Genomic DNA, 7674 nt, shown 5'->3' with positions numbered 1-7674 from the left:
ATAAAAATAAAGACTTATGTATAACGTAGCAGATCCGTTATACATAAGTCTCCCTAGATAAATATAAAGCCAAATGCCTAAACAAACGGCTCTATATTAAGATACAAAGTAATTTTGTATGCATCCCTATGCCTAAAATGTTCTCGACTTTTTTTATTATAGTTAAGCATATGATTTTTGTCAATATTTATCGAAAACATCTAGTAGAGTTAATTATGGCAATTATGGTTACTCCTACATCTGCAAATACAGCTGTCCACATATTTGCTATTCCAAATGTTCCAAGTACCATGACTATTACCTTTACTCCTAGTGCAAAGATTATATTTTGCCATAGTATTTTATTAGTTTTCTTTGATACATTTATTGCATCTACTAAAGCATTTATGTCATCTTTCATTAAAACTACATCTGCTGCTTCAATGGCTGCATCTGATCCAATGCCTCCCATGGCAATACCTATATCTGCTCTGGCTAATACTGGTGCATCATTTACTCCATCACCTACAAAGGCAAGTCTACCATTCTTATTAGATGCTTTTAAAAGTTTTTCAACTTCCTTAACTTTTCCTAATGGCAGTAATTCTGAGTGAACTTCATCAATATTAACCTTTTCTCCAACCTTTTCTGCTGTCTTTTTATTATCACCTGTAAGCATTACTGTCTTTTTAACTCCAGCTGCTTTTAAATTTATTAAAGCTTCAGCTGCATTTTCCTTAATTTTATCTGATATTACTATACTACCTTTAAATTCTCCATTTATTGCACAATATACCACTGTTCCTATAGAGTCTACTTCATTATATGAAATGTTAAATTGATTCATTAATTTTGCATTACCTATAAGAATCTCTTCATTATTTATTACAGCTTTTATTCCATGCCCTGCTATTTCTTCATATTCTTCTATAACTTCTTTATCTATTTCTTTGCCATATTCTTTTATAATAGAAATAGCTATTGGATGATTGGAAAAGCTTTCAGCCATAGCAGCTACTTCTATTAGTTTTTCCTTTTGGATATTATTTGTATTTATTTCTGTAACGGTAAATACCCCTTCTGTTAAAGTACCAGTCTTATCAAATACAACAGTTTCTAAATCTTTCAATAATTCTAAATAGTTACTTCCCTTAACTAGTACACCTTTTTTAGAAGCACCACCTATACCTGCAAAGAACCCTAAAGGAACTGATACAACTAAGGCACAGGGACAAGATACAACTAAAAATACTAATGCTCTATAAAGCCAAGTTGAAAATAACGCATCCTTTATAAATATTGATGGTACTACAGCTATTAATATTGCTAAAGCTACAACTATAGGTGTATATACTTTTGCAAATTTAGTTATAAATTTTTCTGTATTGGCTTTTTTATTTGCTGCATTTTCTACCATTTCTAATATTCTTGAAACTGTAGATTCACCAAATTTTTTAGTTACTTTAACCTTTAATACACCATTGGTATTTATTCCACCTGATAATATTTCATCATTAACTGCAATTTTTCTAGGAACTGACTCTCCTGTAAGTGCAGAAGTATCAACAAAACTTTCTCCTTCAACAACAATGCCATCTAAAGGAATTTTTTCTCCTGGTTTAACTAAAATTATATCTTCAACTTTCACTGTTTCAGGCGATACTTTTTTTTCTTTTCCATCTATAATAATATTTGCATAATCAGCTCTTATATCCATAAGTGATGATATTGAACTTCTTGATTTATTTACAGCATATCCTTGAATAGTCTCTCCTATTTCATAAAACAGCATTACTGCAACAGCTTCTGGATATTCACTTATAGAAAATGCTCCTATAGTTGCCACTGTCATTAAAAAGTTTTCATCAAATAATTGTCCTCTTGCTATATTTTTAATAGCTGTAAGAACAACTTTTCCACCTATTAATAAATAACTAGCTACAAATAATATTAATGCTAAAGCTCCTTTAAAATCACCAATTACAGCAATTAAATATAATATTGTACCAATTATAAGGGTTGGTTTTACTTCAAATTTTGCCCTTTGTACATTTGTTTTTCCAGAGACCTTTTTTTCTACTTTAACATGAGGTTCTAATGCTTCAACTATCTTTTTAATTTCATTTATGGCATGCTCTTCCTTAACTTTTCTTTCTAGCTTTACATTTAATGTTGTAGTTGTAAAATTTAAATTACTTTCTTTTACTCCTTCCATCTTGCCAACTTTTTCTTCAATCTTCCTTGCACAATTAGCACAATTTAATCCTTCTAAAGTCAATTGCAATTCTTCTTTGTTTTCCATAACCATCCTCCCTTTTATTCGCTTATATGATTTAATCCTGCATCATATATGTGTTTTATATGCTCATCGTCTAATGAATAATAAACCACTTTTCCTTCTCTTCTAAACTTAACTAATCTAGCTGACTTTAAAACTCTAAGTTGATGAGAAATAGCTGATTGAGTCATATTTAAAAGACAAGATAAATCACATACACACATTTCTGATTCAAATAGTGCACATATTATCTTAATCCTTGTTGTATCTCCAAAAACTTTAAAAAGCTCTGCTAAATCATATAGTGTTTCTTCTGCTGGTAATTGATCTTTAACTCTTACTACAATATCTTCATGAATTATATTTCCATTACAACTTTCAATTTTTCTTTCATTATTTTCCATCACTACACCCCTTATCATATGAATAATTGTTCATATGTTTATATTTATATATTATGCTTATTTCCTTTTATTGTCAAGAAATTTGTATATCTTTTATAAAAAATTGTTTGTAATAGTATGCCCTTTTCAATAATAATTTAAAGAATTACTGTCATTATATTAATAAAGAAGCCCATGAACTTCTGGGCTTCTTTATTACTTATTTAGAACTATTTTTTATAAGAAACTATTATTTTTAATAATTGTATAATTACTGTAGGCATAATTGCACAAAATATTAATAACAAATACTGATTACCACTTAATGACACAACATTAAAAACTATCTTTAAAGGCGGTATAAATAAAACTGTACTTAATAAAAGTACTCCTACCAAAAATGCACATATACTATATATATTTGTAGTAATTCCTAATTTAAAAATAGATTGATTTCCTCTACAATTAAATCCATGAAACAATCTAGCAAGACATAATGTTGAAAATGCCATGGTAGATGCTGCTTTAGGATTTAAATTAGGATTTCCACCATAAAAAGATATTATGGTAAAAATAGATATTATAATACCTTCAAATGCTACTATCTTTAATAATTCTTTATTTAAAATACTTTCATTTCTACCTCTCGGTTTTTCCTTTAATAAATTACCATTACTTTTTTCCATTCCAATGGCTATGGCTGGCATGCTATCAGTTAATAAATTTATGAATAATAGGTGTACTGCTGCAAATGGCATAGGAAGATTAATTATTGCACAATAAAGAACAGCTATTATTGCTGAAAGATTACCTGATAATAAAAACTTTATGGAATTCTTAATATTGTTATATATATTTCTACCATTTTCAACAGCCTTAACTATAGTTGAAAAATTATCATCTGTTAGTATTACAGAAGCTGCATCCTTAGATACCTCAGTTCCTGTTATTCCCATGGCCACTCCAATATCAGCCTGCTTTAATGCTGGAGCATCATTAACTCCATCACCTGTCATAGCTACAATTTCTCCTGATGACTGCCATGCTCTAACAATTCTAATTTTATGTTCCGGAGAAACTCTAGCATAAACAGATATATTTTTCACTTTTTCTTTTAATTGTTCATCATTTAATTTATCAATTTCAAGTCCTTCAACAGCTATATCATCTTTTCCCATTATACCAATTTCCCTAGCAATAGCCGCTGCCGTAACCTTATGATCACCTGTAATCATAACTGGCTTAATTCCCGCCATTATACATTTATGAACAGCATCTTTACTTTCTACTCTTGGAGGATCTATCATAGAAATAAGGCCCGTAAATACATAATCATTTTCATCTTCCTTTGTTATTTCTTCTTTATCTTGCAATTCTTTATAAGCAAAAGCTAAAATTCTAAGCCCCTGTTCTGATAACTGCTTATTTACACTTATTATTTCCTTTCTTTCTTCATCATTTAACTTTCTTATGCCATGAGAATCAGCCACATAATTAACTTTATTAATTAATACATCTAATGCACCTTTAGTAAATAATACTTGCTTATTATTTACAATATTTACTGTACTCATTAGTTTTCTATCTGAATCAAAAGGTATTTCAGAAATTCGCTGATATTTTTCACGTATAACCAGTTCATCTAAATGAAGTTCTTCCCCTAAATTTACTAATGCAACTTCTGTAGGGTCACCTATTTCTTTACCTTCTACCGTTACGGAATCATTACAAAGAAGTGCATTATTAATTAAGAATCTATGTGCTAAATTATCTTTTTTAAGTTCTCGTCCTTCAATAAGCTTATTATCTACATAAACCTTTTGTACAGTCATCTTATTTTGTGTAAGTGTCCCCGTCTTATCTGAACATATTACTGAAACTGCTCCTAAGCCTTCAACTGCCTTTAAATCCTTGATTATGGCATTTTCTTTTGCCATTTTTTCTGTTCCTAAAGCAAGTACAATTGTTACTATGGAGCTTAATGCTTCTGGAATTGCTGCTACAGCCAGTGCCACAGCAAACATTAATGCATTTAATATACTTTCATCTCTATATATTTCTAATACAAATACTATAATACATATGGTAATTATTATTATAGCTAACTTTCCACTAAATTTATCTAAAGTCTTTTGTAATGGTGTTTCTTTTGCCTGAGTATTTTCCATTAAATTTGCTATCTTCCCTAATTCAGAATTCATTCCAGTGGAAGTTACCACAGCTATTGCTCGTCCATAAGTTACTAAGGTTCCGCCAAAAACCATATTTTTTCGATCACTTAAAGGTATTTCATCGTCACTAAGTACTTCTGCATTTTTTTCAACAGCTAAAGATTCTCCTGTAAGTGAGCTTTCATTTACCTGCAATGAATGATTTTCTATTATTCTTCCATCTGCTGCAATAAGGTCTCCTGCCTCTAAAAATAAAATATCACCTGGTACAATATCTTTCGATAATATCTCCTGCTTGATTCCATCTCTTATTACCTTACATTTAGCTGCTGTAAGTGACTTTAGTGCTTCTAATGATTGCTCTGCCTTAAAATATTGAACAGTACCGAGAATTGCATTTAAAAGTATTACTATGAAAATGACTAAAGTACTTTCAACATTATCGGTAATTATAGATATAATTCCAGCAACTATTAATATGCCTACCAATAAATCCTTAAATTGATTAAAGAATACTTTTAAAATGCCTTTTCTCTTTTTTTCCTTTAAAGCATTATTACCAAAGCTTTCCTTCCTCTTTTTTACTTCATTATCTGATAAACCCTTTTCTGTAGTTTTAAATTCTTTTAAGATAGTTTGGCTATCCTTACCATATAATTTTTCCATATAACTCCTCCTAATATTTATTAAATAATATTTTTAAATAAATAAAAAAGACCTTTAATATAATTCTTATTTTTTAAGAATTATATTAAAAGTCTCGTTACCATTAGGTGGCTTATAGCACCAGGCAATGCCGGGATTGTTGATGCTATAATTTAAACTACTCCCTTTTAAAATCATAAATATTTTGTGCTTATGTTATTTTTAAAATTATATGTGTATCATTACTATATTATTCTAAAACTATTTCAGGAATTTCAGTTATAGCTGTTTCTATATCCTTATTTCTTACCTTAAATGTATTAATATAATTGACTTCATAATTTCCTCTAATGGTATTTTTTATAAAGGTAACAGGATTTTCATATCCTTTATCATTAGAAACAATATAAAATTCACATCCACTTAAGGGATACCTAGATATCATAACTCCTAAAAAGGCTATAAGGCATTTCCCCATATCATTATCTTCATCAACTACACATTCTTCAAACCAATACTTTATTTGCTTTTCCTTTAGTTTATTCATTAAATATCCATCTATCTTATGGGCATTTGGAGATATAAAAAAATGTACTTCATCTCCTTTTCTAGCATTATACAGCTCTATAAAAGCATCATTAAACTCATTTTCACAATCCACTAAAAAAATCTTACTCATTAATTCACTTCCCTCAATTCTACACTTTTATGATTTTATTTTTCTTAATATTATTAATCTTAATTATAATCCCTCATAAATCTTCCATACATCATAGTTATCTTCACCTCTATATTGTGTATATATAAGACCTTTTTCTTTTGGATTACTATATACTGTTAAACTCTGAATAAAAGAATAACTATCTTTAATATTGCTTTTTACTAAATTTTCACTACCACCATAACTACTTATTCTTCCTGACTTTTCAAAGCCTTCTGGTAAAGTTTTTACTGAACTATCAAAATAATAAACATTATCATTTACATCCACATATGGTAGTATTATGCCCTCATCATTTAATGCTACTTTATAGGAACTATCTTTACCTAAATAAAACTTCGTTCCTTTAGAATCCTTCATAACTACTGAACCTGATGGCAAATATTTTTCTACAGTGGCTCCCTTTTCAACATATTCATCAACATTATATTTATTTTTAATATTATCTTCATTTACTTCAGTATTTCCACAGGAAACAAAAGACATTGCTGATATTCCTATAACTGCTGCTAATATAACCTTTTTCATTATTTCTCCTCCATTTACCTCTTACTTATATGTATATAATACCATATTTCTATATTTTTTACATATATTTCCTAGATTTTTACTTATTATTTCTATATTGAATACTTAAATAGATTTTGATATAATTCATTAACGTAGGGAATGAAGTTCTCCCTTGATTAATATCAAAACTGCGTAATAGCTGATGACTTCTACAACTTTTTTTGTTGTGGAATTCATTAGCTTTTTTTATTATTTTAAACTGGAGGTTTCTTATGTTAACTAAAATTATACTAATTATTTTAAGCTTAATTTTAATAGGATTCTTAGCTAATCTTAGCGGAAAGCTAGCTGAAAAATTAAAATTACCTTCTCTTATAGGCATGATTCTTATTGGAATGATTATAGGTCCTTCTTTTCTTAATCTTGTGCCAAAAGCAACTTTAAATATAGCTCCTACATTAAAGGATATTGCCTTAGTTACTGTACTTTTCATTGGCGGACTTGGCATAAGCTTAAAGCAAATGAAGCAAATTGGACGCCCTGCAATATTATTAAGTGTTGTTCCTGCCACATTAGAAGGATTGACCATTGCTTTTTTATCAACAATATTTTTAAACTTTACCTTTGTACAAGGTGCCATACTAGGATTTATTATTGCCGCTGTAAGTCCAGCTGTTTTAGTTCCTTCCATGGTAGATTTGATAAATAGAAAGATAGGTCAAGATAAAGCTATTCCGCAAATGATTTTAGTTGGAGCCTCTGCTGATGACACTGTAGCCATAACACTATTTACTACTTTTATCAGTATTTATTTTGCAGGTATAAATGGTGAATCTGTTTCTATTATTGATGAACTTATTTCTATTCCTTTTACTATTATTATCAGCATTTTTATTGGTTGGATTTTATCATTAGCCACTAAAGCCTTATTAAAAAATATTAATTCACAAAATATAAGAGTATTATCCACATTTTCTCTTTGTCTTT

Annotated in this window: 6 protein-coding genes and 1 riboswitch; of the genes, 1 reads left to right on the top strand and 5 read right to left on the bottom strand. The window is 29.1% G+C overall.

Going from position 1 to position 7674, the window contains the following annotated elements; genetic code table 11:
• Positions 1 to 187: 187 nt before the first annotated feature.
• From Q5O44_RS01585 to Q5O44_RS01565, 5 genes are all read right to left on the bottom strand, one after another.
• The gene (locus tag Q5O44_RS01585; RefSeq protein ID WP_022166630.1) at positions 188 to 2281 is read right to left on the bottom strand and encodes a heavy metal translocating P-type ATPase; all 2094 of its coding nucleotides are present in this window, start codon (positions 2279 to 2281) and stop codon (positions 188 to 190) included.
• 14 nt (positions 2282 to 2295) lie between these two features.
• On the bottom strand, positions 2296 to 2661 hold the full coding sequence (locus Q5O44_RS01580) for a metalloregulator ArsR/SmtB family transcription factor (RefSeq protein ID WP_022166629.1): 366 nt from the start codon (positions 2659 to 2661) through the stop codon (positions 2296 to 2298).
• 209 nt (positions 2662 to 2870) lie between these two features.
• Positions 2871 to 5477: a calcium-translocating P-type ATPase, PMCA-type gene (locus Q5O44_RS01575; RefSeq protein WP_022166628.1), complete on the bottom strand. Its 2607-nt coding sequence runs from the start codon at positions 5475 to 5477 to the stop codon at positions 2871 to 2873.
• Between the two features lie 229 nt (positions 5478 to 5706).
• Positions 5707 to 6135, bottom strand: a complete 429-nt coding sequence (locus Q5O44_RS01570; RefSeq protein WP_022166627.1) for a PIN domain-containing protein — start codon at positions 6133 to 6135, stop codon at positions 5707 to 5709.
• A gap of 63 nt (positions 6136 to 6198) precedes the next feature.
• Entirely contained in the window at positions 6199 to 6705 is a 507-nt protein-coding gene (locus Q5O44_RS01565) for a hypothetical protein (protein ID WP_022166626.1), read from the bottom strand.
• Positions 6706 to 6833: 128 nt separating this feature from the next.
• A riboswitch (Fluoride riboswitch) is annotated at positions 6834 to 6906 on the top strand.
• 53 nt (positions 6907 to 6959) lie between these two features.
• On the opposite strand from Q5O44_RS01565, the gene Q5O44_RS01560 reads away from it, so the two are divergent.
• The coding region (locus Q5O44_RS01560; protein WP_302637125.1) for a cation:proton antiporter at positions 6960 to 7674 on the top strand (715 nt) is incomplete at its 3' end.

This window comes from Clostridium sp. CAG:221 (assembly GCA_000435835.1).
Taxonomy (GTDB): Bacteria; Bacillota; Clostridia; order Clostridiales; family Clostridiaceae; genus Clostridium.
Note: the sequence above shows the minus strand (reverse complement) of the source record. Positions and strands in the feature narration are given on the sequence as shown.